We start from the raw sequence: 25,518 nt of genomic DNA, 5'->3' as shown, positions 1-25,518 counted from the left end.
CCTGTCTTCCTGCAAGAAGGGCCCATGCCTGAAGCTATCTGGATTTCGTTTGCCTTTGCCCTTGGCCTGATCGTCAAGACGGTTGGCTTGCCTCCCCTGGTGGGCTACCTGGCGGCCGGCTTTGTGCTCAGCGGCCTGTCCGCCAGCACCGGGATCACCATCGAAGCCACCGACGCACTGGGACATATTGCCCATCTGGGCGTGCTCCTGCTGCTGTTCACGGTCGGCCTCAAACTCAAGCTGCGGTCGATTGTCAGTCCCGAAGTTATCGGCGGCAGCCTGCTGCACTTTGCCATCACCTGTGTGGTCTTTGCCCCCGGTCTCTACCTGTTGATGGACCTGCCCTGGCATACCGCGCTCATGCTGGCCATCGCGCTGTCCTTTTCTTCCACGGTGCTGGCCGCCAAGGTGCTGGAGTCCAAGCGGGAACTTCGCGCTTTCCACGGTCGGGTCGCGATTGGCATCCTGATCATGCAGGACCTGATTGCCCTGGTGGTCATGAGCCTCGCCGCCGGCCAGACCCCGTCCCAGTGGGCCCTGATCGTGTTCGGCCTGCCCTTGCTGCGACCACTGCTGTTCCGGCTGCTGGATGCCAGCGGACACGATGAATTGCTGGTGCTGCTGGGTTTGCTGCTGGCCCTGGTGCTGGGCGGCTACGGTTTTGAAACCGTCGGACTCAGCTCGGAACTGGGCGCCCTGGTGTTCGGCGCCATGCTGGCCAGTCACCCCCGCTCCCAGGAACTGGCCAAGTCGCTGTGGAGTGTGAAGGAAGTCTTCCTGGTAGGTTTTTTCCTGCAGATCGGCATTGGTGGCCTGCCCGACCAGGGCGCACTGCTGTTCGCGCTGGCGATGGTCGCGCTGCTGCCCCTCAAGGGTGTGCTGTTCTTCTTCCTGCTGATCGCCTTCCGGCTGCGGGCCCGCAGCAGCTTCCTCAGCTCGCTGGCCCTGAGCAATTACAGTGAATTCGGGCTGATCGTGGCCAGCATTGCGCTGCCCCAGTGGCTGGTACCCCTGGCCATTACCGTGTCACTGTCCTTTGTGGTGTCGGCGCCGCTCAACCGCCTGGCCCACACCCTTTACGAGCGGGTCAGCAGCCGGCTGACACCGTTCGAGAGCCGGCGCCATCACCCGGACGAACAGCCGATTTCCCTCGGCAGCACCCGGGTACTGATCATGGGCATGGGCAGGACCGGCACCGCGGCCTATGACTGGCTGGCCCGGTCGGAAGCCGACCTGATGGGACTGGACTCCGACCCGGCCAAGGTTCGCCAGCATCAGAAGGAAGGCCGCAACGTGGTGTTTGCCGACGCCGAGGACACCACCTTCTGGAATGGCCTGCATATGCCCGCAATCGACTCGGTCATCCTCGCCATGGCGGATATCGAGGGCAAGCTGATTGCCGCGCGCATGCTGCGCAAGCTCGGTTTCCGCGGCTATATCGTGGCCCACACCCTGTACGAGGACGAGGCCCGGCAGATCCGTGAGGCGGGCGCCGACGACGCCTACCTCACCATGAGCGAGACCGGCGTAGCCCTTGCCAGTCATTTGCAGGGCCGGCGCCCCGACGCAGCCTGAATCAGCGTACCCGGCGCCAGGCCGTGAGTTCTGCAACGGTATGCTGGAACTTGCGGCGGGTTTCCCGGATGACAAAGGGCACGTCCATGGGCGGCTGGACAACCTCGAAGTGTGCCGCGAGGATCTCACGCATTCCATCCAGTACGGTACGCGGCTGGCCACCGGTGGTGTAGCCGCCGATCCAGTTCGCCCTCGGGGTGAACTCTTCCATCAGCGTGTAGGGCGAGCTGATGACCAGGGTGCCGCCAATGGCCAGGTGCCGGTGAATATCCGCGAGGAAGGTACCCGGCGCCTGCAACCGGTCTATCAGGTTTCCGGCAAATACCAGGTCATAGTCACGATGCTGCCCGCCCAGGGCACAGGCGTCCCCGGTTTCGAAGCGCACCTTGCCGGCGGCCGCATCCAGCTCCAGCTCGGCAAGTCGTGCCGTTACCCGGGCACCGAGTTCACCCTCGTCACGGCGGAAGTAATCGATGGCACCCTGCTCCCGCAGGGTATTGGCCGCGGCGATGAAACGGTTGGACAGATCCACACCGACCACCTGGTCAAAATCCCGCGCCAGCTCGAAGCTGGTACGTCCCACGGCGCAGCCAAGGTCCAGCGCCCGCCCCAGGTTTCGCCCGGCCATCAGCTCCCGGCAGATGTCGGCGCAGCGGAGCGGATAGTTACTGACACCAAAACCGGATTCGCCAAAATGGAAGCCCAGGTACTGACTGAGCAATTCATCAGTTTCATAAACGTTCATCACTTGTCCTCGGTCCTGTTATCCAGCGGGCAGCTACGGAACCCGGTGTACACGTCATTACGTTGCGGCAGGTAGGCCTGGCGGTAGGTGCCACGGATCAGCGAAGCTGACGTCGCGCAACTGCCCCCGCGGGTCACCTTGTGGTCGCCGAACTGCAGGGTGGACATGAACGGGTACATATCCACCTTGAAGCCGTCATAGGGGAAGAACTGGCTACTGGTCCATTCCCACACCGTGCCGATCATCTGGCGACAGCCAAAGGGACTGTCACCCGCCGGGAAATCCCACACCGGCAGCCGCCCCAGGTGACGGCCATCCATATCGGCCTGACCGGCATGGGGGGGCTCATTACCCCAGGGCAAACGACGGAATTCACCGCCCGCGCGGTTCGCCAGCGCAGCCACTTCCCACTCCTGCTCGGTAGGCAACCGGCGACCGGCCCAGTTACACCAGGCCTCCGCCTCCCAGTAACTGACGTGGGTGACCGGCGCATCCAGATTCAGCGGCAACCACTGATCAAACCACCGCTCCTGCCACTGGCCGTCATGCCAGCGCCAGTACAGCGGATGACGGGGCACCCTCAGCAGGGGCTCGGAGCTGCCGTAGACCAGCGCCACATCGGTCTCGCTGCACAACCACTTGCGGCCACCGAACGACCACCACTCCGGACAGCGGTAGCCGCCGTCCTCGACGAACGCCACAAACTCCCGGTTACTCACCAGGGTGCGGGAAATGGCAAACGATGCCAGCTCGACCTCGAATTGCGGCTTCTCATTGTCGAACGCAAAATCATCGCGGGCGAACGCCGGCGAATCTGCCGGCATGCCTATCCGCCAGCGGCCAGCGGGTATCCTGACGTCCCCGCTGACCGGCTCGCCGGCCGCGCCCCGCCCGGTTGCAGCGCCGGGTGGCGCGGGGTAGCCCACCGTCTGCCGGCACCAGATCAGCGATTCAATGTGCATGTTCTGGTGAAAGATGGCATAGCGGTATAGGTACAGCGCCTGCTCGGTCAGCGGCTGGTTGCAGATGCGGTCAGCAATGCGATCGTAAATGGTCGCGAAATACTGCAAGGTTGGCTGCCGCCCGGGAAACAGGTCCCGGCACCAGCGATCCCGGTGATCGATATGGAACGAGTCCCAGAGGTCATCCATCGCCGGATCGTAACTCGGGGTGCCATCCAGCAGGTTGAGGACGAACACCTCATAGAAAAAGGTGGCATGCCCCATCTCCCATAGTGGCGGATTCACGCCCGGGTGCCAGGGTACCTCCAACTGTTCGTCGGTCAGTGACTCGATCAGAGCCAGGGTACGTTGCCGGGTGTGGTCAAGCTCGGCCAGCAAAGCGGCCTTTTCGGTGTTCAGCTGATCATTCGGAGTCATCCAACACTCGTTCCTGTGCACCATGAAGAGATTGCCAGCATACCAGAGCACCGGCGCCAGGGCAGGGTCGGGATACACACCGCCCTCGACGCCCTGCAGGTGTCAGCTTTTTATACGCTGTTCCAGTGATACGCTGACTCACTGCCACGCGGATTCCCCAATGGGACCAGCCCGCCTGCGAGCGCTCCGGACCACTATCCCCAGACCAGCACAATCATCGGCGTCGCAATCAGCACCACGAGCAGAGACAGGGGGAGCCCGAGCCGCCAATAGTCGCCGAAACGATAGCCTCCGGGCTCCATGACCAGGGCATTGGACTGGTGCCCGATCGGCGTCAGGAAGGCGCAGGAGGCACCGATGGCCACCGCCATCAATACCGCATCGGCAGCCAGGCCGAAACCGCCGGCAAGACTCAACGCAATCGGCGCAACCACGATGACGGCGGCCGCGTTGTTAACAACGTTTGACAGCAGCATGGTCAACACCATCACCAGCGCCAGCACGGTGGCCGGTGGCAACCCCTCGCCCACCACCATCAGGCTGTCGGCAATCAACGCCGCTGCACCCGTCATTTCCAGTGACTGGCCGACCGGAATCATCGCCCCCAGCAGCACGATGATTGACCAGTCGATGGCCCGGTAGGCCTCGGCCGTCGACAGCAAACCGGCCATGACCATCACCAGGGCACCGGCAACCAGGGCCGTGGGCGCCGCCAGCCAGCCACTGGCAATGACCACGATACTGGCGGCGAAAATGCCGGTTGCCAGCAGCGTCCGGCGCGGGCTGCCAAGACGCAATCCGCGCTCCGCCAACGGCAGGCAACCCAGCACATCGAGCGATTCGGCCAACGCGTCGTCGCTACCCTGGACCAGCAGGATATCACCGGCATGGAACTGGAGGTTGCCGATCCGGCTCTTCAGCCGGTAACCCTGGCGGGCAACCGCGACCACGTTGAGGCCATGGCGCTCGCGCAGGCGCAACCGGTTGGCGGAGTGACCGATCAGTGGTGAGGACGAAGTGATGACCACTTCGGCAAGCCGGACATCATCCTCGTCCAGGTCTGCGCCAGCCTGCTGCTCCTCCTCCCGCCCGCTCAGTTCCAGGCCGGTTTTGTCCAGCAACACCTGGAGGCTATCCGTGTCGGCCTGCACCAGCAGGATGTCATCCTCCTGCAGCACCCGGTAGGTCGACGGCGCCATGTAGCGCTTGCCCTGACGAACCAGCCCCAGCACCACCACATCGGCGTCTTTACGGACCCTGGTCAACAGTTGGTGCAGGGTCTCCCCGACAAAGTCCGACCCCGCGGGCACCCGCAGCTCGGTGAGGTAATCGCCGACACTGAACAGCGGGTCAGCACTTTGCCCGTCAGCGCGGCGCGGAGTCAGCCGCCAGCCCAGCAAGGCAATAAAGGCAACCCCGGCAAGGGTTATCACGCCGCCAACCGGCATGAAATCAAACACTCCGAACGGGGTTGCTCCCGGGCGGTAACTGGCAATGATGATGTTGGGCGGGGTACCAATCAGGGTCATGGTGCCTCCCAGCAAAGAGCCGAACGCCAGCGGCATCAGCAGCAGCGACGGCGACCGGCCAGCCTGGCGGGACATCCAGACCGCCACCGGCATCAGCAATGCCAGGGCGCCGACATTGTTGATGAAGCCGGAGCAGACCGCGACAACCCCGGTCAGCGTCAACACCTGCAGCGTTGGCCGCGAGCCCACTTTGCCCAGCAATCGGGCAATGGCGTCCACCACGCCGGCATTTACCAGCCCCTTGCTGATCACCAGCACAGCCGCCACCGTGATCACCGCCGGATGGCCAAAACCGGCGAACAGCCGATCCCCGGGCACTATGCCCGCGACCGCCATCGCAAGCAGTGCCAGCAACGCCACGATGTCATAGCGAAAGCGGTCCCAGACAAACATGACCAGCGCCAGCCCCAGCACCGCAACGACAATTCCTTGCTCGGAACTCATCCGTGGACTCCCGCGTATCCGACCGGCCTCTGTCAATTATGTTTACAGTGACGACCGCGGCTGTTACGCCACCCCCGATAACCGGTTGATATATGACTCGGTTTTTATTGTGGCACACAACCTGCCTGAGTGAATCGGAATTCGTTGAAAGCTACTGTCGCCAAAATTTGTCACCGGGTAAGGGGTAGAGGATCCATGAAGACTATACGGCCACTGCTCTGGCTGTCTCCAGGGCCATCCGACCGCACACTGCCCGACAGATTCCTGCCCCATTGGAACCTGCTTCGCTTTAACTTCTGTGAGCACCCCCCGGCCAACCTTGGCGGTCTGCCTGCCACCCGGGTCGGCATTCTGGATCTGAGCGAGTTGCCCGACGGCGGCGCGCCATTCCTGGAGGAATGGATCGAAGTACTCAGCCCGACCCTGTGGATCGGCGTACTGGACCCGCAACACCGGGGTATTGACGAAGCCGAAGCGATGGTTGCGCTGCACTGCACCGACTTCCACACCCGCCCGCTGGACCCGGCGAGGCTGAATACCGTCCTTGGCCACCTGTGGGGCATGGCAGACCTGCAACGCCGGCTGGCAACCCCGGGGGCAACCGACACCCTGCCCTACGCCCTGGCCGGCCAGTCGCCCGCCATTCAGGCCGCGCGGTCGCTGCTGGAGCGCTTTGCCATGACCGCTGACCCGGTCATCATCGAGGGCGAAAGCGGAACCGGCAAGGATGCCGCAGCCCATTTCGTGCATGATTCCTCCCCCCTGCGACATGGCCCCTTTATTACCGCCAATTGCGCGGCACTCCCGGTGGCCCAGACCGAAAGCGGGCTGTTCGGCGCCACCGGTACCTTTCAGGACCAGCTGCGGGCGGCGGAAGGTGGCTCCCTGGTGTTGACCGGTGTCGATGAGCTACTCCCGGCACAACAGTCGCTGCTGCTGCACCTGCTCGACGGCCAGACGACCACCAGGGCAGACGGCACTCCCGCAACGGGGAGACCGGCGCGACTGATCGTCACCTGCCGTACCCCACTGCATACCCTGGTGGAACAGAAGCAGTTCCGCGAGGATGTGTTCTATCGGCTCGGCGGACTTGAGGTCATGATGCCGACACTTCGGGAGCGCCTCGAAGACCTGCCGCTGCTGGTGGATCGCATTCTCCGCAACATGCACTCCAGCACCGGCGCCAGTCACAAGCATCTCAGCGAGCAGGCCATGCAGTGGATGTTCGAACACGACTGGCCCGGCAACCTGCGGGAACTCCGCAACCGCCTGCGCCAGGCGATACTGTTGAGCGACAAGCCGACCATTGGCCCTGAATTGCTGGGATTTCATGGTTTGCTCAACAGCAGCAACCAGGGCTCGGGGCTCAGTCTGGAGCAATTCCGGGCCCGGGCCGAACAACAGGCCGTGATGTGCAGCCTCGCGCTCACCCACCAGAATGTCTCCGCCGCCGCGCGCCTGCTGGATATCTCGCGGGTTTCCTTCTATCGCCTGATGGCCAAGCACGGAACCTCGGCCCACTCGCCAACGGCCCGCCACAATCCGCCCTGACCGGCCCGCACAGTGGACATCCGGACACAAAAAAACCCGCCGTAGCGGGTTTTTTTGAGGTGCTCGCGGGCTGCGCCGGGAGCGACAACCGAACCGGTCGATTAACCGAACTGGTTCATGGTGTTGTCTTTACCACCGGCCTTCAGAGCGGCTTCACCAGCGAAGAACTCTTTGTGGTCATCACCGATGTTGGAACCGGCCATGTCCTGGTGCTTCACAGTGGCGATGCCCTGACGGATTTCCTGACGCTGTACGCCAGCAACGTAGGCCAGCATGCCTTCGTCACCGAAGTAGCCCTTGGCCAGGTTGTCGGTAGACAGAGCCGCAGTGTGGTACGTCGGCAGAGTGATCAGGTGGTGGAACACACCCGCTTCACGGGACGCATCACGCTGGAAGTTACGGCACCACTCGTCGGCCAGCTGACCCAGCTCGGTGTTGTCGTACTCGGCGCTCATCAGGGCAGCGCGGTCGTAGGCAGAGACGTCCTTGCCTTCTTCCTTCATGGCATCGAACACCTGCTGACGGAAGTTCAGGGTCCAGTTGAAGGACGGGCTGTTGTTGTAAACCAGCTTGGCGTCGGGTACCACTTCCTTGATGCGGTTAACCATGGCAGCGATCTGGCCAACGTGAGGCTTCTCGGTTTCGATCCACAGCATGTCAGCGCCGTTCTGCAGGCTGGTGATACAGTCCAGAACCACGCGGTCCTCGCCAGAGCCCGGCTTGAAGCAGAACAGGCCAGAGGCCAGGCGCTTCGGCTTCAGCAGCTTGCCGTTGGACTTGATGACAACGTCGCCGTTCTCGATCTGGGAAGCGTCTTCGATGTACTCGCCGTCGAGGAAGCTGTTGTACTGGTCGCCCAGGTCACCCGGCTCGTTGGTTACCGCGATCTGCTTGGTCAGGCCAGCACCCAGGGAGTCGGTACGGGCAACAATCACGCCGTCGTCCACACCCAGTTCCAGGAACGCCAGACGAACCGCGTTGATCTTGGCCAGGAAGTCAGCGTGAGGAACGGTGACTTTACCGTCCTGGTGGCCACACTGCTTCTCGTCAGATACCTGGTTCTCGATCTGGATACAGCAGGCACCGGCTTCGATCATCTGCTTGGCCAGCAGGTAGGTAGCTTCGGCGTTACCGAAACCGGCATCGATGTCGGCAATGATCGGCACGATGTGGGTTTCGTGGTTGTCGATCTGCTTGATCAGTTCTTCCGCCTTGGCGTTGTCACCAGCGTTTTCAGCGTCTTCCAGGGCACGGAACAGGTGGTTAAGTTCCCAGGCGTCGGCCTGACGCAGGAAGGTGTACAGCTCTTCGATCAGACCGGAAACCGCAGTCTTCTCGTGCATGGACTGATCCGGCAGCGGGCCGAACTCGGAACGCAGGGCCGCAACCATCCAGCCGGACAGGTACAGGTAACGACGCTTGGTGGTACCGAAGTGCTTCTTGATGGAGATCAGCTTCTGCTGACCGATGAAACCGTGCCAGCAGCCCAGAGACTGGGTGTACTGGGAAGAGTCGGCATCATAGGCGGCCATGTCTTCGCGCATGATCTTGGCGGTGTACTTGGCGATGTCCAGACCGGTCTTGAACTTGTTCTGGGCGCGCATGCGGGCAGCGTGCTTCGGGTTGATGGCGTTCCAGGTCGGGTTCTGCTTCAGCAAGGAAGCAATGGCGTCGACGTCTTTTGCGTATGGCATGATCTCAGTCCTGTCGTTAACGGTTTGAGGTGCTCTTCATCAGAAGCGAATGGCAACTTCAGTGAGACAGGGAACTGATCAAAACCTGACCACCCCCTGACATTGGAGGTTACTTTAGTGCTTCCGGATTCATAATTGAAATTTATATTATGTATATCCGGCATTTTTTGTATGAATGATGTTAATTACAAGCGATAGCACCGGCGAAGCCCGTGATACCTCGGGGTCAGGTCAAGCAAAGCACCACCAGCCGGTCGCCGGATTCAAGGTCCAGAAAGGTGTTGCGGGGCGGGTTGAGCTGGACATAACGACCGCGCCGGTCGGGCTGGTGACGACACACCCCCAGGGCGATCTCACCCTGTTCCGCCACGATCTTTTCCAACAACTGGAAATCCACACTGGCCGGTAGCGGGTAAGTTCCGGGGTCACGGAACTGGATTTCGGCGCCGCCGGCAGTAAACAGCTCGTCCAGTACCACCCGCAATTCACGCCGCAACGCAACCTGGGCCAGCACATGGCTCAGGATCATCGGACTGATCAGCATCTCGCTGTGGTGGCCGGCCAACAGGTGCCGGTTGTCCGGATCACTGAGCTCCATGATCAATTGCGGGCGGTGCTGGCTCTCCCCGAGAATATCCTCCAGTTGCAGGTAGCCGACCATGGCTCGGGCATCGGCCTCCTCTCCGGACGCCAGGCGGTCGCTGCTGAGCAGCAGGATGCTGTCATAACCGGCCGGATTGATGCGCCGCAATTCTCCCTCCACCATATAGTCCGCTTCAATGTGACGGCAGATCACATGACGCTGGTCACCAGCGTACTGCTGGATTTCCCGTTGGCGCTCACTGGCAGGCACCACTGACACCAGGTCCACCTCAAACCGGCGCTGGGGATAGCTGGCGAGCTCAGCCACCAGGCTGGGCACCCTCCGGTTCCAGCCCAGCACCAGGGTCCGGTGCTGGCGAGTATCAACCACCACAGCGGCCTGACGGGCAGGCCCACGACGGACCGGAGGCAACGGTTTCGCTTTCAGGTCCGCCTCGGTTTCCCGGTAATCCCGCGCCATCATGATGATCCGGTCCGAACTCTCAACCCGGGTGTCGGCCGGCATCAGCAGCCGTACATCCCAGCCGGTGCCCTTGGGGCGCAACATGCCCAGCACAATAACATCGGGACGGACAGTCGCCACCTCGGCAAGGCTCTGCCCCGCCATGGTGTCGCCACTACGAAGGTAGATCTCGTTACCCTCGCCGGCAGTCAGCAACTCGTTGTAGATGTCCGACAACCCCGGATGGAGGATGTTTTGCACCATCAGGCGGCTGATGGTGGCATCCCCGGCAACCACTTCCACCGCCCCCGGATAGGCCCGCTCAATCACCGGATGCTTGCGCATGTCCTGGATCTCGGCCACGACAAACGGCAGTGAAGTCCCGAAATAACGGGCCTGGGCGGCAATGGACAGCAATGCCTTGACGGTTTCGACGTCCGACGTGACCAGGCTGCCCGACTCATGGGCGGTACTGGGCACAATCACCGCCGCTGCATCCAGGCAGGCTACCCGGTGCAGGGCATCGGGCTGGATTGCCAACCCCGAGCGCAGAATGACCTGACGGGCCCGGCGACCGATACCTGGCTCGTTCTTCAGTTCCAGCATCTGTGCAGTGGACACCTCCTCGGACAGCACCACCAGCCGAAGGCGCTGGGTGTCGTGTTTTTCCAGGAAGCGGCGCATCCGCCCGGACGATCCGAGCAGTTCGGTGAGTAAAGGCAGAGTCTGGCTACCCCAGCCCAGCACCACGATGTGATTGCGCAGGGTGACCGGGGTTAACCCGCGTTCGAGATCACTCATCTTGGCAATCAGCCAGCGGGTCAGAATGGCGACCAGGGTACCCATAAAGACGACGTAGCCACTGATCGTCAGCACCGTGGATACAAAACGTTGCCAGTTGCCGACATCATCGCCCAGGTACCCGGGATCCGTCAGCCGCAGGAACGCCCACCAGATGGCATCGCCGACGTCGTCAAAGGCACCGTCCAGCGGCACCACCAGAAGCCCTCCGACCAGGGAAATCAGCCCGATGAAAACGCCCACCACCAACAGCTGGAAGCTCGCCCCCTTGACCAGCTGGCGTTCGACGATGAACTTGACCCGATCCACGAACCGAAATGGCAGCATGGCAACCCCTTAGCCCGAAAATGCCGTATTTTCGCCAGCATAGCGTATCGGGGCCGGAAACTGGCACGGCGGCTGGTATTTTAATGCTCGCGGACAGAGGGTCAGCCGGCCACTGGAGCGGCGACCCGGGCGAGGGCTTCGTCCAGCGTGGGATAGAACTCGCAGACCCCTGCCACCGGTTTGACCCCGGCCCGGGCCAGAGTCCGCAGCGGCTGGAACTGCAGGTCGGCGATGATGATGGGGGTGCCGTCCCGTTCGCAGGTAGCGATAAGCTTGCTGAGGGCGGACAGCCCCCCGGCATCAAGGATGGTGACCCCGTCCATGTAGAGAATGAAGCCCCGGGCCTGCCGGGACATCGCCGCCAGTTCGCCAAAGATCCGCTCGGCTGCAGCAAAGAACAGGGGGCCATTGATCTTGAAGACCTGCCAGCCCTCCGGCAATGTGTGCCCGGCCAGGCGCTTGCCGGTGGTGATATCAGTCACCTTGGTCATCTGCGCCATCTCCCGCATGAACAGCACCGCTGCCAGCAGGATGCCGGTGGTGATGGCGATGACCATATCCAGCATCACGGTCAGCGAAAAGCAGGTCAGGAATACCAGGATATCGCTGCGCGGTGCCGTCCTGAGCAGGTGGAGTGACTTGGGGGCCTCGCTCATGTTCCAGGCCACCATCACCAGCAGTGCAGCCATCGCCGCCATGGGCAGGTAGGCCAGCACCGAGGCCAGCGACACCAGGGCCAGTAACACCACCACCGCATGGACCATGGCTGCCACCGGCGACTGGGCACCGGCGCGGTAATTGGCGGCGGAGCGGGCAATGGCCGCGGTTGCGGTGATCCCGCCAAAAAACGGGGTCAGGATGTTACCCACCCCCTGCCCGAGCAGCTCGCTGTTGGCGCTGTGGCGCTTGCCCGTCATACCGTCGAGTACCACCGCGCACAGCAGCGACTCAATGGCCCCCAGCATGGCAATGGCAAACGCGGCCGGCAGCAGCTCGGTCACCATCGACCAGCTCAGACCCAAGGGGATTCCGGCCGCATCCGGCCGGTTCCAGGGCCACGCAAATTCGGGCAGGAACGGTGGGATACCGCTGCCGGAACTGCCGTCCGGCAACAGATAGCTGAAGCGGGAACCAATGGTGTCGATGGCAGCGCCGTTCATGTTGAGCATCAGCGCCACCAGACTGCCCACCACCACCGCCGGCAGATGCGGGGGCACCGGGGTTTTCAGCCGCGGCCACAACAACATGACCGCCAGAGTAAGCACCGCCACCAGCGTACTCAGGGGATCCAGGCCGGGGATCGCCTGCGCCAGGGCGGCAATTTTGTCCCAGTAGTGCTCCGGCATCGCCGCAATATCCAGGCCCAGGAAATCCTTGACCTGGAGCGTGGCAATCACCACCGCAATACCGCCGGTGAATCCCAGGGTCACCGGCTCCGGAATATACTCTATGAAGCGGCCCAGCCGCATAAAGGCCATAATGACCAGAATCACCCCGGACATCAGCGTGGCCACCAGCAGGCCACCCAGGCCGTGCTGCTGGGCGATGGGATAGAGGATGACCACAAATGCAGCCGTTGGACCGGAGATGCTGAAACGGCTCCCCCCGGTGAGTGCAATCACAAAGCCGGCAATGAAGGCGGTATAAAGGCCATACTGGGGAGCAACGCCACTGGCGATGGCCAACGCCATGGCCAGTGGAATGGCGATGATGCCGACGGTGATACCCGCCATCAGGTCCCCGACGAACCGCTTGCGGGAATAGCGCTCGTCAATGCAGGCTTCGCGCAGCGCATGACCGAGACGGAGGGAGAACAGATGAGCACGATGAGACATGGCGGTTACAACCTGTTGATCCATGAACAGGATCATTATATGCTCATAAACTAATCATTCAATGTTAACCGCATTAACATTGGTGAAACTACCAACAGCTGACTGAACCAGTAAATCGGGCCCGGAAACCATGGAAAAACGAACTGCACGGCTGACCCTGCTGATTGACCCGCGAAAAAAAGCAGCCTTTGAGGCCCTGTGCAAGGCCGAGGACGTCACCCCCTCCCAGAAAGTACGCCAGTTCATTCGGGAATACGTCGAAAGCCGGCTGGGCGAGGACTGGATGAACGAGCAAGCGGCAGATCCGCAAGCTGATACTGACCGTAGCTGAACCTCCGAGCGGGTAACGCAGAAGCGCTGACAGCCGTACACTATTTGATGACGCTGGTGATGACGATAGCGATGACACAACCGATCCGTCGCCTGTTCCGGGCCGCGGCCACGGCCCTGCTACTGAGCGGATGTACTGCCATGCCAGATCAAACCTCTGGACTCCCCGTTACGTTCTACGATGCACCGCTGGCGGTCAGCGCCAGCGGTGAGCCCCTCGACATACCGCAACTCGCCGCCAGGCTGCAGCACGTCGATGTTGTGGTGGTGGGTGAATACCATGGGCATCAGGCCGGCCACCTGCTGCAGGCCCGGCTGCAGGCGGAGTTGTATCAGCGGCGGTCACGCCAGATTCTCAGTCTCGAACAATTCAACGCCGATCACCAGGGCGACCTTGACCGTTACCTGCAAGGCGATAGTGGTGAAGAGGAGCTGATCGAAGATGCCGACGCCTGGGCCAACTACCAGGCGTCTTACCGCCCGGTGGTTGAATTCGCCAGGACACACCAGTTGCCAGTGGTCGCGGCCAACGCGCCGGCACAGCTGGTGCGCTGCGTCGGGCGCCTGGGTCCCGGCTACCTGGAAACCCTCGACACCGCGCAGCAGAAGCTGATACCGGAACACCCGTTTGCCGGTAGCCCCGCCTACCGGGCGAAGTTCTTTCGCGCCATTGGCGGCAGCCACGGCACAGCGGTGAGTGAACGGATGGAGAACAGCTACCATGCCCAGCTGCTGCGGGACAACACCATGGCACACCGGATTATCGCGGCACTGGCGCACAACCCCGGCCACCAGGTGTTACACCTGACCGGCACCTTCCACAGCGAGGAACGTCTCGGCACGGTGGCTGCCCTGCAGGAGCGTCGGCCGGAGCTCACGGTTGCGGTCATCAGCCCGGTATTCCTCGACAGCGGAGTCCAGGCCCTGCCGGTGCGCGACCATGCCGCCAAAGGGGATTACCTCTATTTCCTGCTCCCCCTGCCTGAGGACTACCGGGACCCGGAGCGTCGCCGCAAGGCCATGATGGCACGGTTTGACAAAGCCCCGGATAGCCGCTGCGACTGACCCGACAGCCTCAACACTCAGGCCTGGCCTTCACATTCTGCCAACTGTTGCTCGAAAACCGCCAGGTCGCCGGCACTGAACAACACAAAGCGGATGCGCCGCACTGCCGACAACTGTGGAACTTCCGCCAGCACCGTGGTGAGGGCGACCGCGACCGCGTCCCGCAGCGGGTAACCGAACACCCCTGTGGAGATCGCCGGAAAGGCAATGGACGCCAGCCCGCAGCGATCCGCCAGCTGCAATGCCTTGCGATAGCAGCTGGCCAGCAACTCCGCCGCCGGCTCATCAGCGCCGTAGACGGGCCCCAGGCAATGGATGACCTTACGGTTGGGCAGGCGGTGACCACCGGACATCACCGCCTCACCAACCGCAATGGGCGCCAGCCCCTCACACTCCCTGGCCAGTTCGGGACCGGCCGCACGGTGAATGGCGCCGGCCACGCCGGCTCCGGGCCTCAGCCAGGCATTGGCGGCATTGACCACCACATCGACATCAGGCTGATGGGCAATATCGCCGCGAACACACTCGATGATCACGCCGGATTTCTGGATGACTGCCATGCTGACTCCCTCCCACCAGGATTAAAGCCGCGCCGCCAGCTACTTGACGTTGCAGCACTTTAGGGTGAAGGTTTGGCAACCGCCACCACAAGGATGTTGCCATGAGAACCCTGCCTGCCCTGATTCTCGCCATCGCCGCCATTGTTGCCGCCTCCCTTGTCGCAGAGGGGCTGACCGGCTTGCGGACCGCCGATCGCTTTGTAACGGTCAAAGGCGTGGCCGAGCGCGAAGTCCAGGCCGACCTGGCGCTCTGGCCAGTCCGCTTTGTTGCCACCGGCGACAGCCTGGCCGAGGCCCAGTCCCAGGCCCGCGCCAGCCGTGAAACGATCATGGCCTTTTTCAAACTGCAGGCCATCGACACCGCGACCGTGGAGTTACAGCGCCTCGACGTCACTGACACCCGCGCCAACCCCTACCAGGCCAACAATGGCGGCCAGCGTTTCATTATCCACCAGACCCTGATGGTGCGCAGCACCGACATCGAACGGGTCCGCCAGGCCGCCCAGAATGTCAGCGAACTGGTGGATTCCGGGGTGGTACTGTCGTCCGATTATGGCCCTTCCGGCCCGACCTATCTGTTCAACGGTCTCAACGACATCAAGCCCGACATGATTGCCGAGGCCACGGCCGCCGCGCGGGAGGCTGCCAGTCAATTCGCCAAAGACGCCCGCGCCGATCTTGGCGGCATGCGACGGGCCAACCAGGGCGTCTTCCAGATCCTCGCGCGGGACCAGGCTCCCGGTATTATGGAACAGCAGCAACCCGCCAAGGTGGTGCGGGTAGTGTCCACGGTGGAGTATTACCTGAAATAACGCAGCCCGGCCGGTCATCTCCGGTCTACTGGGTTTGCACCATCTCATCGGTGACCTGGTAGCCGCCGTCCAGCCAGCGCAGAATCTCCCCGGCCGCCGGATGGTCAACCCGGCCGTAGCACTGCCGCAACGCCTGGCGCCGCTCGTCGCCCAGGCGCCCGAGGCCGACATCCTGCAAACCCAGCAGATCCGCCTGCAGCTGACGGGCGAGGTCATCACCCAGGACCTCGCAGGCGGCCGCGAAAAACGCCCGGCCATACTCGTAGTTTTCACCCTGGCGGTAGCTGGCTGCCAGGGTGATTGCGGGGATCCGTGTCAGCGTTGGCTGCAGCGCCGGATTAATGGCGTGACCGGCCAGGTGGGCCGCATTGGCCGCCGGCCGGCCGGTAAAGCCCCGCAAATGCAGATGGCGGGACATCCGGTCGCCGTCATTTACCGGGTAGTTGTCCCATAACAACGGCTTGCGACCGAGGGCCCGGGTAATTCGCGCCAGGTGGCCCGGCGACACCTCCCGCGAGCAGACTTCCTCTCCGGTCCAGAAAACCTCGACTTCCGCCGCCAGCGCCTCGCCCAGGTCTTCCAGATAACGCTCCGGTCGCGGACCGAATACCCGGTCCAGCACCGGATCGTCGGAATAGTAGCTCGGGCACATGATCAGTCGACTGGCCGCGGTACGGTCGCGGACCCAGTGCACGATCTCCGCCTGGCGGCGGGCCAGGTCCGGGGTGTCACTGCGCATGTCATCGAAAAGAATGGCGAGGTCCCTGATTCCGAGGCCGTCGAGAAACTCGAGCTTGGCGGCCAGCGCGGCCCTGGCCCCGTCATCAAAGCGGTTGAAGATCTCGAACGGACTCAGCCCGACACCGAAGCGCACCTGCTGGCTGGTGCAGAAGCCGGCAAACGCCGCCAGTTCCGCTGCCTGATCCGGCGGATAAGGCTCATCCCAGCGGCGCCGCAGGAAGGCATCGGCCTTCGGCGCATAAAGGTAAAAGCGGTAGCCATGGGGCGCCAGTGCCGCCACCAGATCCCGCCGTTCCTGCCAGCACCATAAGGGCCCGTAAAAGCCTTCAATGATGCCCAGATCGATTGTCATCAGGAGCCGCTCCCTGTGTGTTCCGGTCCGGCCGCGCGACGGATTAACGAACCGTCAGCCGCCGGCCATGCAATGGTAGGGAATGCCGGTATTGCCGGCCCCCGAAAGCAGGCTACTATAGCCGTAACCTACACGGAACCTGTTATGAACCGACTGGCTGCACTTGATGCCCTGAGGGGGGTGGCGGCGCTGGCAGTGGTGCTGTTCCACTACATCCCCTATTACGACAAGCTTTACGGCCACAGCTTCACCCCCTGGCCGGTGCTGGACTTTGGCCGATACGGGGTCCACCTGTTCTTCATTCTGAGCGGCTTTGTGATTTTTATGACCCTGGAGCGTACCCGCACGGCCGGCTGGTTCGGCCTGGCCCGGGCCTTCCGCCTGTTGCCGGCGCTGTGGGCGGGCATTGCAATTACCTTTGTCACAGTCCACGCCCTCGGGCCGGCAGACCGCGCGGTCAGTTTCGGCAGCGCCCTGCTCAACACCACCTTGCTGCACGAGTACCTGGAATTTCCCCATGTTGACGGGGCCTACTGGAGCCTGGTGGTGGAAGCCACCTTTTACTGCTGGATCGCCCTGTTGTTCTACGGCGCCGGGCATTGGCCACGCATCCGCACAGTGCTGTGGTTCTGGCTGGCGGCCAGCTATGCCGGGGTGATCTGGTGGAAAGCCATTCCCGACAGCCTCGATTTCATCGTCAAGGACCTGCTGTTCGTAAAATACGCCCCGCTGTTCATCAGCGGCATCCTGATGTACCGCTGGCACCGTTATGGCCGCCCCGGGGTGAGTGAACTGTTGTTGCTGGCCATGGCCATCGGCCACTCCCTGCTGGCCTACAAGGCCCCCTTCCACCTGTTTGTCCTTGGCTGTTACGGCGTCTTTGCCGCCGCCGTTGCCGGCTACCTGAACTGCCTGGCCAACCGCCCCCTGCTGTGGCTCGGCAGCCTGTCCTATGCCCTCTACCTGGTGCACCAGAACATCGGCTACGGGGTGATTGGCTGGAGTTACCAGGCCGGGCTGCCGGGCTGGGCCGGCGTCAGCCTGGCGCTGGCGGTAGCCATCCTGCTGGCCTGCGCCATCCATTACCTGGTAGAGCAACCCGCCCTGCGCTGGTTCCGCCAGTTGCGCAACCAGTCTGCGGCGCAGGCCAGCCCTGCCGCCGCGCGCTGAGCCTGGTCAGTTGCGGAATTCTGACCGGGATCAAGACTCCCGCACCGGTGACATTCAACAATATCAACTAGACTTCATTGATTACTGAAACGGATCAGCGGACGGGAGCATCCCCCATGGAGATAAAGACCTTCGAAGACCTGATTGACTGGGCGCGCCAGTTGCACCATCACCTGTCCAAGTGCCTGGGAGAGTGCTCCGGACAGAACCAGGACGAACGGGCCCGCGCCCTGCTGTCCTACCTCGCCGACCACGAGGCAGAACTGGAGCGGATCACCGCGGAGTTCGAGAAGCAGGGTGACCCGAAGGCACTGAAGACCCGGTTATACGACTATCTCAATCACAAACCCATCGAAACCCATCGCACCTGCGATAGCCATTACGCCGATCTCGATTACCAGGGCATCGTGACAGAGATCTTTGATTTCCATGACCAGGTCATCGAGCTGTACGACACCCTCGCGGGCAAGGCGGAAATCCCGGAAGCCCGGGCATTGCTGGAGTCCCTGCGGGACATGGAACAGCACGAAGCCATGCGGCTGGCGCGGCAGATTGGCCGCATGGAGGATATCTGACGGCACCGGGCAAAGCTTGTACGAAACTACGACCAATGTCGTATGATCCGGGGTTTTCGGTACCTTTCACTAACGAATATTGATACCTTCGACTAGGATTCAGGGTTATCCACCCCCACATGGTGGTTGCTCCGAACACAACAACGACAATAGAGGATAGAAGAGCAATGAAGATCCGTTCTGTTCTTTCCGCGGCTGTGCTGGCTGTGGCAACTACCCTTGCCGCCGGGCAGGCGCTCGCGCAGGAAAAATTCACCCTGCGCATGGCCGAAACCTGGGGCCCCAACTTCCCGATCTTTGGTGACACCACCAAGCGCTTTGCCGAAAACGTTGAGAAAATGTCCAACGGCCGGCTGCAGGTACGCATCGACTCCGCCAACAAACACAAGGCCCCACTGGGCGTGTTTGACATGGTCAAGGCCGGCCAGTACGACCTGGGCCACTCTGCCTCCTACTACTGGAAAGGCAAGGTTCCTGAAACCCTGTACTTCACCAGCATGCCCTTCGGCATGAACGCCATGGAACAGTACGCCTGGTTCTACCACGGCGGCGGCATGGAACTGATGCAGGAAGTGTATGAACCCCACAACATGCTGTCCTTCCCGGGCGGCAATACCGGCGTCCAGATGGGCGGCTGGTTCCGCAAGGAAATCAAGTCACTGGATGACCTCAAGGGTCTGAAAATGCGGATTCCGGGCTTCGCCGGCGAAGTGTTTGCGGAAGTGGGCGTCAATCCGACCAACATTGCCCCCGGCGAGCTGTACACTGCCCTCGAGCGCAACACCATTGATGCCGTCGAGTGGGTCGGTCCGGCCCTCGACCTGCGTCTGGGCTTCCAGCAGATTGCCGATTACTACTACACTGGCTGGCACGAGCCGGCAACCGAGCTGCAGTTCCTGGTCAACAAGAAAGTCTGGGAAAAGCTGCCGCAGGACCTCCAGGAAATCATGCGCATAGCGATGCGCACCGCATCCTATGACATGCTCGTCCACTCCCAGCACGAAAATGCCAAGGCATGGGCCAACATCAAGGAAGAGTACCCCAACGTGCAGATCAAGCAGTTCCCGCAGGACATCTTCCAGGCGATGTACGATGCCAACAAGAAGCTGCTGAAAGAAGCGGCGGCCGGCAGCGAGATTGCAGCGAAGATCATCGAGTCCCAGCAGAACTACCTCGAGCAGAGCCGGGCGTACACCGATATCTCGGAGCGCGCCTACCTCAACACCATGGCCGAAGTCGAGTAAGATAGCGGCTGATACAGAGCCGGGATCGCTCTACAGGTGATCCCGGTTTTGTCGTTTATAGCAACTGAAATCATGCTGCCCACAAGGCTGGCAGAGGACGTGTGATGCGCTGGATTATCAAACTGGACGAAGGCCTCGGCAAATTGTCCAATCTCTGCGGCTGGATCGCGATTGTCGCGCTGATCCTGATGACGGCAAATGTCTTCTATGACGTCATCACCCGCTACGTATTCAATGATGTATCAATCGGCATGCAGGAAATGGAGTGGCACCTCTATTCGGTGGTCTTCCTGTTCGGTATCCCCTACGCACTGCGCTCGGATGGCCATGTGCGGGTCGATGTTTTCTATAACAACTGGGGACAGAAAGCCCGGGCCTGGGTCAACCTGGTCGGAGCCCTGCTCTTTGTCATTCCCTTTGCCTACCTCATCGGTACCTACGGCTACAGCTTTGCGATCGACGCCTACCAGATGGGCGAAGGCAGCGGCGATCCGGGCGGCTTGCCGCATCGCTGGATCATCAAGGCGGTGATCCCGCTGACCGCCATCTTTACCGCGACTGCCGGTCTGGGCATGGCTACCTTTGCCCTCCGGGTGTTGTCCGGTGAGAAGCAATACGAAGAAGGCCATGGCGGGGAGGGTCTGGCATGATCGGAATTATCATGTTCGGCGTTGCCCTCCTCATGCTGATGCTGGGCTTCCCGGTAGCCTTTACCTTTGGCGGGGTGGCGCTGTTTTTCGGGATCTTCGCCGAGGGTATGGACCTGTTCGCCTTCATGCCCTATCGCATCATGAGTGTGATGCAGAATACGGTATTGATGGCGGTGCCGCTGTTCATCTTCATGGGAGTCGTGCTGCAGCGAACCAAACTGGCAGAGCAGCTGCTCAGCTCCATGGGCCGGCTGTTCGGCGGCCTGCCCGGCGGTCTCGCCATTTCCACCATTCTGGTGGGTGCCCTGCTGGCAGCTTCCACCGGCGTGGTCGGCGCCAGCGTCGTGGCCATGGGTCTGATTTCCCTGCCGGTAATGATGGCCCACAAGTACGACAAGCGCCTCAGTACCGGTACCATCTGCGCCGCGGGAACCCTCGGCCAGATCGTGCCGCCGTCCATCATCCTGATCATCCTGGGTGACGTGCTCGGCCTGCCGGTGGGAGACCTGTTCAAGGCGGCAGTGTGGCCGGGGGTGGTGCTGATTGGCCTGTACATCGTCTACATCCTGATCCTGACCCGCTTCAAGCCGGAGACCGCCCCGGCCATGCCGGCGGACCCTGATCGCTCCCGCAAGCAGGAAATCGTCAGCGCCCTGCTCGCCATCATCCCGCCACTGGCCCTGATTGTGGTGGTGCTCGGCTCGATCTTCACCGGCATTGCCACCCCCACCGAATCGGCCGCATTGGGTGGCGTGGGCGCCGTCGTACTGGCACTGATCTACCGCCAGTTCTCCTTCCAGATGGTCTGGGACAGTGCCCGGGATACCGTCAAGGTAACAGCCATGGTGTTCGCCATCCTGATCGGTGCTACCGCCTTTTCCATGGTGTTCAGCTATACCGGCGGTGATTACCTGCTGGAAGAGTGGATGCTGCAACTGCCGGGCGAAAAATGGGGCTTTATCGTCCTCGCCATGCTGGTGATCCTGGTACTGGGCTTCTTCATCGATTTCGTGGAGATTTCCTTCATCATCGTGCCAATCCTGGCACCGATCGCCGAGGCCCTGGGGATCAACATGCTGTGGTTCGCCATCTTGATTGCGATGAACCTGCAGACCAGCTTCCTGACGCCCCCCTTCGGCTTCTCGCTGTTCTATCTCAAGGGAGTGGCGCCGCCGCAGATCAAGACCACCGACATCTACAAGGGGGTGCTGCCGTTCATCCTGCTGCAGATACTGGTGTTGGCGATGATCATCATCTTCCCGGGATGGTTCGGCATGAGCTCGACCTACTGACCGGATCAGATTTCCGCGATGCGAGAACGGCCGGGCACCAGCCCGGCCGTTTTTTTATGGCTGACCGCACGCTCCCGCTCTGCCACCGGCTACCGTGACATTCCCTGATCATTTTCTATACTGATCTGACAACCAAGGATATTCACTTGGGTACGTCAGCCACAACCGGCGCCCCGCAGTGAATGTCTGCACCCAGACTTTAGCGCTGACACAGGGAGATGACTGTCCATGGGCCAGAGTACGGCGAGCAAGGTCGAAACCGAGGTAAAACAACAACCCGACAAAGCCAACGTGCTGTCGCTGCCACTGGAGCGACTGCAGGCCGATCGCGACCCGCACAGCTATGAACGCTGGCTGGTGGCCAAACTGATGCAGATGGCAGGCTCCCCACCGGTCCGCTTCCGGCTCTGGAACAACGAAGTCATCGAGCCGGAACAGGGCGAAGCCCGTTTCACCATCCAGCTCAATGACCCCAAGGCCTTGTTTGCTCTGGTGACCAACCCCAACCTCGCCTTCGGTGACCTCTACAGCGCCGGCCGTCTCGATGTTGAAGGCGACCTTCCCGAGCTGATGGCAACCCTGTACCGGGCGGTACACCAGGCCAGGGAAAGCTGGCCAAAATGGCTGGACGCCCTGTGGCGGAACCACAACCCCCGCTCCACCGGGCTCGCCGAGGCACGGGAGAACATCCATCACCATTACGACCTCGGCAATGACTTTTACCGGCTGTGGCTCGACCAGGCGGAGATGCAATACACCTGCGCCTACTACGAGCGACCGGACCTCACCCTGGAGCAGGCACAGCTCGCCAAGCTGGAGCATGTCTGCCGCAAATTGCGCCTCAAACCGGGCCAGACCGTGGTGGAAGCAGGTTGTGGCTGGGGCGGGCTGGCCCGCTACATGGCGCGCCATTACGGGGTTCGGGTCCACGCCTACAACATCTCGAAGGAGCAACTGGCCTATGCCCGGGACGAAGCCCGGCGCCAGCACCTCGATCATCTGATCGACTATATCGAGGACGATTACCGCAATATTTCCGGGCAGTACGATGCCTTTGTATCCATCGGCATGCTGGAGCATGTCGGCAAGGACAACTACCCGGCACTGTCGGAACTCATCAAGCGGAGCCTGAAACCCGATGGCCTGGCGTTGCTGCACAGCATCGGTCGTAACAAGCCCATGCTGATGAACGCCTGGATCGAGAAGCGGATTTTCCCCGGGGCTTACCCGCCCAGTATTGCGGAGTTCATGGAGATCTGCGAACACAGTGACTTCTCGGTGCTCGACGTGGAAAACCTGCGTCTGCACTATGCCCGGACGCTCACCCACTGGATGGAGCGGTTCGGCAGTAACGAGCAGCAGGTGACCGCGATGTATGACGAGCACTTCACCCGGGCCTGGCGAATGTACCTGGCCGGCTCCATCGCGGCCTTCCGCGCCGGCTCTCTGCAACTGTTCCAGGTAGTCTTCAGCCACGGCAACAACAACCGGCTGCCCCAGAGCCGTCAGGACCTGTATGTGTTCCCGGCAGCCCCGGAGGCCGAGTGATTATGGACCAGTACGACGTCATTATTGTTGGTGGCGGGCCGGCAGGGTCCACCCTCGCCCGCGCCCTGGAGCGACAGCACAAGCGGATACTGATTATCGACAAGCAGGCCTTTCCCCGCGACAAGACCTGCGCCGGCTGGGTGACCCCGGCGGTACTGGCAAGCCTGGACATCCCCCCGGCGGATTATGGCCAGGATCACATCCTGCAGCCGATCAGCCGCTTCCGTATCGGTATGATGGGCCAACCGGCGGTTGAAAACGACCATCACGGGGTGGTGAGCTACGGCATCCGCCGCTGCGAGTTCGATGCGTACCTGCTGGACCGCACCAGCTGCGACAAGCAATTGAACACACCGGTGAAAACCATCGAACGGACCGGTGACCAGTGGCTCATCAATGGCCAGTGGCAGGCACCGTTGCTGGTGGGTGCCGGTGGCCATTTCTGCCCCGTCGCCCAAAAGCTCGGGGAGGGCCCCGGTAGCCATGAAACCGTGGTCGCCGCGAAGGAAGTGGAATTTGAAATGACACCGGAGCAGGCCAGCCGCTGCATGGCGCGGGGCGACACGCCGGAACTGTGGTTCTGCCGCGACCTCAAGGGCTATGCCTGGGTGTTCCGCAAGGGCAATTACCTCAACATCGGCCTGGGCCGGGAAGACAATCACAAACTCAGCGACCATCTGCAGCGGTTTGTTGATGACATGAAGGCCAGCGGCCGTATTCCTGCCGACCTGCCCGGACGCTTCAAGGGGCACGCCTACCTGCTCTACGCCCACGCGGAACGTCCCCTGGCCGATGACGGCGTGCTACTGGTCGGCGACGCGGCCGGCCTGGCCTATACCCAGAGCGGGGAAGGGATCCGACCCGCCATTGAATCGGCACTGCTGGCGGCACGGGTTATTGGTGAAGCGGAGGATTACTCGGTGCGCAGCCTGCAGCGTTACGGTGCGGCAATTTCCGAACGTTTCGGGGTACGGGCGCTGAACCAGGCCTCCGGCTGGCAGGTTCCGGACTGGCTCAGGATGCCACTGGCCAGCACGCTGATGCGGTCCCACTGGTTTACCCGCAAAGTGGTCACCGAGAACTGGTTTCTCCACCAGCAGGTCGCGCCCCTCGAAGAGGCAGTCTGACCGACATCACAAAAAAGCCGGGGCACAGGCCCCGGCAAACTGTCGCTAACCTTGCTAACTCAGGATATTACATAGAGAACTTGTGCTCGAAGCCGATGCCGAACGTGGAATCTTCGGTATCCGCCAGATCGGTCTCGACGCGGGAGAAGTAGCCGAATACCTTGCTGTTCTTGGCCACTTTGTAGTCTGCGCCTACCGCCATCAGGGTCAGCTCTTCGCCAGTCGTGTCCAGGTCAGCCAGGCCATATTGGGCCTTCAGCTTCAGGCGGTCCAGCTTGACCGCGCCGCTGACAACGTAGCTGGAATCTTCGTAGCTGACGCCAGCGATGTCTTCCGCGGTCTCGGACATCTGGTACAGGACGCCCACTTCGAACATGTCCATGGACACCATGGCCACCGCACGCAGTGCGTCGACGGCGTAGTCACTGGCACCGGCAAATTCGGCGTCATAGACGCTGGTGGACATTTCAGAATCGTAGGCCAGGGCGCCGTAGAAAGTGCCGTTGTCAAACACGATGGATGAAGAGAAGGAGTCGGCCGGGCCGTCCTGCACGTCACCCGCAACGGTATCGCCTTCGCCCGGGATAAACGCCAGGTTTACCGTAACCGCGTCGGCCACTTTCGGGGAGCTGTACTGCACGATGTTGCTGGCACGCTCTTCGCCGTCGACAACCGCGCCGATGTCACCATCCAGGTCGCCAAACTGGTCAACATCGCCCTGGGCTTTCTTGAACGGGGTATCGAACTTGCCCGCAGTCAGGGTACCCAGGTTGGCGTGCTTGAAGCCGCCGAAAATGTTGCGCTGGGAGAAGGTCTGACCCTTGTTGTCACCCTCATCAACGTCAATCTGGAACTCGGCCTGGTAGATGGCCTTGACGTTCTCGACGTCCAGGTCCAGCTCGCCCTTCACACCGATGCGTGAGGAGTTGCTGTTCAGCTCCCACTGATCGTCAGTGCCGTCGTCCACATTCTCGTAGGAAACGTTAACCTTGCCGTAAACAGTCGGGCCCTTGTCGGCCAGCGCAACAGAAGGCGCAACAACCATGGATCCGATAGCCAGTGCCAGCAATTGCTTTTTCATTCGTAGTTACTCCATCAGTGATCATTGCCGATCGGTGTTGAAAATC

Annotated in this window: 21 protein-coding genes; 12 read left to right on the top strand and 9 right to left on the bottom strand. The window is 61.8% G+C overall.

Going from position 1 to position 25,518, the window contains the following annotated elements; genetic code table 11:
- The first annotated feature begins 24 nt into the window (after positions 1-24).
- Positions 25-1,575 (top strand): cation:proton antiporter family protein, encoded by a 1,551-nt coding sequence (locus CLH61_RS14865; protein WP_099615546.1) that lies wholly within the window; start codon positions 25-27, stop codon positions 1,573-1,575.
- A gap of 1 nt (position 1,576) precedes the next feature.
- Here the strand turns inward: CLH61_RS14865 and CLH61_RS14860 are convergent, their stop codons facing one another.
- The 3 genes from CLH61_RS14860 to CLH61_RS14850 all read right to left on the bottom strand — a co-directional run bounded on the left by CLH61_RS14860 (position 1,577) and on the right by CLH61_RS14850 (position 5,672).
- Positions 1,577-2,320, bottom strand: a complete 744-nt coding sequence (locus CLH61_RS14860) for a putative 4-mercaptohistidine N1-methyltransferase (RefSeq protein WP_099615545.1) — start codon at positions 2,318-2,320, stop codon at positions 1,577-1,579.
- Positions 2,320-3,699 (bottom strand): selenoneine synthase SenA, encoded by a 1,380-nt coding sequence (senA, locus tag CLH61_RS14855; RefSeq protein WP_099615544.1) that lies wholly within the window; start codon positions 3,697-3,699, stop codon positions 2,320-2,322. The genes CLH61_RS14860 and senA overlap by 1 nt, the downstream gene beginning before the upstream one ends.
- A 194-nt stretch (positions 3,700-3,893) precedes the next feature.
- Entirely contained in the window at positions 3,894-5,672 is a 1,779-nt protein-coding gene (locus CLH61_RS14850; protein ID WP_099615543.1) for an SLC13 family permease, read from the bottom strand.
- Positions 5,673-5,867: 195 nt separating this feature from the next.
- Here CLH61_RS14850 and CLH61_RS14845 point away from each other — a divergent pair, with 195 nt between their 5' ends.
- Positions 5,868-7,223, top strand: coding sequence for a sigma-54-dependent transcriptional regulator (locus CLH61_RS14845; RefSeq protein ID WP_099615542.1), 1,356 nt, complete (start codon positions 5,868-5,870; stop codon positions 7,221-7,223).
- A 101-nt stretch (positions 7,224-7,324) separates the two neighbouring features.
- Here the strand turns inward: CLH61_RS14845 and CLH61_RS14840 are convergent, their stop codons facing one another.
- From CLH61_RS14840 to dauA, 3 genes are all read right to left on the bottom strand, one after another.
- Positions 7,325-8,917, bottom strand: a complete 1,593-nt coding sequence (locus tag CLH61_RS14840) for an isocitrate lyase (RefSeq protein ID WP_099615541.1) — start codon at positions 8,915-8,917, stop codon at positions 7,325-7,327.
- A 226-nt stretch (positions 8,918-9,143) separates the two neighbouring features.
- On the bottom strand, positions 9,144-11,090 hold the full coding sequence (locus tag CLH61_RS14835; RefSeq protein ID WP_099615540.1) for a CASTOR/POLLUX-related putative ion channel: 1,947 nt from the start codon (positions 11,088-11,090) through the stop codon (positions 9,144-9,146).
- A 101-nt stretch (positions 11,091-11,191) separates the two neighbouring features.
- Complete coding sequence (gene dauA, locus CLH61_RS14830; RefSeq protein ID WP_099615628.1) at positions 11,192-12,925, bottom strand: C4-dicarboxylic acid transporter DauA; 1,734 nt, start codon at positions 12,923-12,925, stop codon at positions 11,192-11,194.
- Between the two features lie 130 nt (positions 12,926-13,055).
- On the opposite strand from dauA, the gene CLH61_RS14825 reads away from it, so the two are divergent.
- Positions 13,056-13,256, top strand: coding sequence for a CopG family transcriptional regulator (locus CLH61_RS14825; protein WP_099615539.1), 201 nt, complete (start codon positions 13,056-13,058; stop codon positions 13,254-13,256).
- A 140-nt stretch (positions 13,257-13,396) separates the two neighbouring features.
- Entirely contained in the window at positions 13,397-14,320 is a 924-nt protein-coding gene (locus tag CLH61_RS14820) for a ChaN family lipoprotein (protein ID WP_228152658.1), read from the top strand.
- A gap of 17 nt (positions 14,321-14,337) precedes the next feature.
- Here CLH61_RS14820 and CLH61_RS14815 read toward each other — a convergent pair whose 3' ends face one another.
- A complete protein-coding gene (locus tag CLH61_RS14815) occupies positions 14,338-14,880 on the bottom strand; it encodes a macro domain-containing protein (RefSeq protein ID WP_099615537.1) in 543 nt (180 codons plus the stop codon).
- Positions 14,881-14,981: 101 nt separating this feature from the next.
- Here CLH61_RS14815 and CLH61_RS14810 point away from each other — a divergent pair, with 101 nt between their 5' ends.
- Positions 14,982-15,692: an SIMPL domain-containing protein gene (locus tag CLH61_RS14810; protein WP_099615536.1), complete on the top strand. Its 711-nt coding sequence runs from the start codon at positions 14,982-14,984 to the stop codon at positions 15,690-15,692.
- A 25-nt stretch (positions 15,693-15,717) separates the two neighbouring features.
- On the opposite strand, the gene CLH61_RS14805 is transcribed toward CLH61_RS14810, so the two are convergent.
- Positions 15,718-16,785 (bottom strand): beta-N-acetylglucosaminidase domain-containing protein, encoded by a 1,068-nt coding sequence (locus tag CLH61_RS14805; protein ID WP_099615535.1) that lies wholly within the window; start codon positions 16,783-16,785, stop codon positions 15,718-15,720.
- A 144-nt stretch (positions 16,786-16,929) separates the two neighbouring features.
- Here CLH61_RS14805 and CLH61_RS14800 point away from each other — a divergent pair, with 144 nt between their 5' ends.
- The 7 genes from CLH61_RS14800 to CLH61_RS14770 all read left to right on the top strand — a co-directional run bounded on the left by CLH61_RS14800 (position 16,930) and on the right by CLH61_RS14770 (position 24,391).
- Positions 16,930-17,955, top strand: coding sequence for an acyltransferase family protein (locus tag CLH61_RS14800; RefSeq protein ID WP_099615534.1), 1,026 nt, complete (start codon positions 16,930-16,932; stop codon positions 17,953-17,955).
- Between the two features lie 116 nt (positions 17,956-18,071).
- Positions 18,072-18,530: an ATPase gene (locus CLH61_RS14795; protein WP_099615533.1), complete on the top strand. Its 459-nt coding sequence runs from the start codon at positions 18,072-18,074 to the stop codon at positions 18,528-18,530.
- A gap of 167 nt (positions 18,531-18,697) precedes the next feature.
- Positions 18,698-19,774 carry a TRAP transporter substrate-binding protein gene (locus tag CLH61_RS14790; protein WP_099615532.1) on the top strand — a complete coding sequence of 359 codons (1,077 nt, stop codon included), beginning with the start codon at positions 18,698-18,700 and terminating at the stop codon, positions 19,772-19,774.
- Between the two features lie 104 nt (positions 19,775-19,878).
- On the top strand, positions 19,879-20,424 hold the full coding sequence (locus tag CLH61_RS14785; RefSeq protein ID WP_099615531.1) for a TRAP transporter small permease subunit: 546 nt from the start codon (positions 19,879-19,881) through the stop codon (positions 20,422-20,424).
- Complete coding sequence (locus tag CLH61_RS14780; protein ID WP_099615530.1) at positions 20,421-21,716, top strand: TRAP transporter large permease; 1,296 nt, start codon at positions 20,421-20,423, stop codon at positions 21,714-21,716. The genes CLH61_RS14785 and CLH61_RS14780 overlap by 4 nt, the downstream gene beginning before the upstream one ends.
- Positions 21,717-21,944: 228 nt before the next feature.
- Entirely contained in the window at positions 21,945-23,264 is a 1,320-nt protein-coding gene (locus CLH61_RS14775) for an SAM-dependent methyltransferase (protein WP_099615529.1), read from the top strand.
- 2 nt (positions 23,265-23,266) lie between these two features.
- Positions 23,267-24,391, top strand: a complete 1,125-nt coding sequence (locus tag CLH61_RS14770) for an NAD(P)/FAD-dependent oxidoreductase (protein WP_099615528.1) — start codon at positions 23,267-23,269, stop codon at positions 24,389-24,391.
- A 67-nt stretch (positions 24,392-24,458) separates the two neighbouring features.
- Here the strand turns inward: CLH61_RS14770 and CLH61_RS14765 are convergent, their stop codons facing one another.
- Positions 24,459-25,472: a porin gene (locus tag CLH61_RS14765; protein WP_099615527.1), complete on the bottom strand. Its 1,014-nt coding sequence runs from the start codon at positions 25,470-25,472 to the stop codon at positions 24,459-24,461.
- Positions 25,473-25,518 lie beyond the last annotated feature (46 nt).

Source organism: Marinobacter profundi (genome assembly GCF_002744715.1).
In the GTDB taxonomy this organism is placed as follows: domain Bacteria; phylum Pseudomonadota; class Gammaproteobacteria; order Pseudomonadales; family Oleiphilaceae; genus Marinobacter; species Marinobacter profundi.
The sequence above is the reverse complement of the archived record's forward strand: the minus strand, read 5'-3'. Positions and strand labels throughout refer to the sequence as shown.